This is a genomic window from [Collinsella] massiliensis, assembly GCF_002161605.1.
Taxonomy (GTDB): domain Bacteria; phylum Actinomycetota; class Coriobacteriia; order Coriobacteriales; family Coriobacteriaceae; genus Enorma.
The window spans coordinates 1-875 of the sequence record NZ_NFIE01000043.1 but is presented as its reverse complement, the minus strand read 5'-3'; the positions used below and the strand labels follow the sequence as shown (position 1 = coordinate 875).

The 875-nt window shown below is 65.1% G+C and carries 1 protein-coding gene; it reads right to left on the bottom strand.

Annotated features, from left to right (window positions below; genetic code table 11):
- A partial coding sequence (locus tag B5G02_RS09980) for an SIS domain-containing protein (protein WP_094336099.1) occupies nt 1-875 on the bottom strand: 875 nt, incomplete at both ends.

The window sequence follows — 875 nt, the reverse complement described above, 5'->3', positions numbered from 1 at the left end:
AGGATCCACGGCGAGACGATGACGCGGAAGTCGTCGTCGAGGCCGGGGATGGCGTACTCGGCGGTGTCGATCACCACGACGTCCTCGTCCTTGGTGCGGTCGGCGAAGTTGGTGAGGAAGGCCTCGACGCGCTCGTCGAGCTTGCGGCTCTCGTCCTCGCCCTTGAACAGGAACACCGGGACGCCGCGCTCCACGAGCTCGAGCGTGCCGTGGAAGAAGTCCGCGGAGGTGATGTAGCGGGTGCGCTTCCACTGCATCTCCTCGAGGATGCACATGGCGAACAGGATCGTCTCGCCCCAGAGCGCGCCGGAGCCGATGAACATCGTGTAGGGCGCGAGGGCGTACTTCTTGGCGAGCTCCTCGGCCCTGGGCTCGAACTTCTTGCGGATGTCGAGCAGGTCGGCCCAGATGTCCTTGGTCTGCTCGATGAACAGGTCGTACTTCGGGAAGCAGCCGCGGCGGTAGAGCAGGCGCAGGCCGAAGCAGTCGGCGAGGTAGTAGCTGCCCTCGCATCCGCCATCTTCATGACTTGAGGCCATGGCGACGCAGTTCTCGGCGCCCACCGCCTGACCGATGAGCCCGGTGGGTTTTGTCATAGCGATAACGCGCATTCCCGCCGCCTTCATCTTCTTGACGGCCTCGAGGACCTCGGGCGTGGTGCCGGACTCGGAGGCGGTGAGGACGACGGACTTCTCGGTCATGCGCTTGTGGCCGGAGACGTTCCACTCGGCCGCGTGGATGAGGTAGACCTCGAGGTCGCGGTCGCCGAACTTGTTCATGAGGTACTCGAGCTGCATGAGCTCGTCCCAGGTGCCGCCGACGCCCATGAGGAAGATGGCGTCGTAGCCCTCGTCGGCGATGCGGTCGGCCATGGC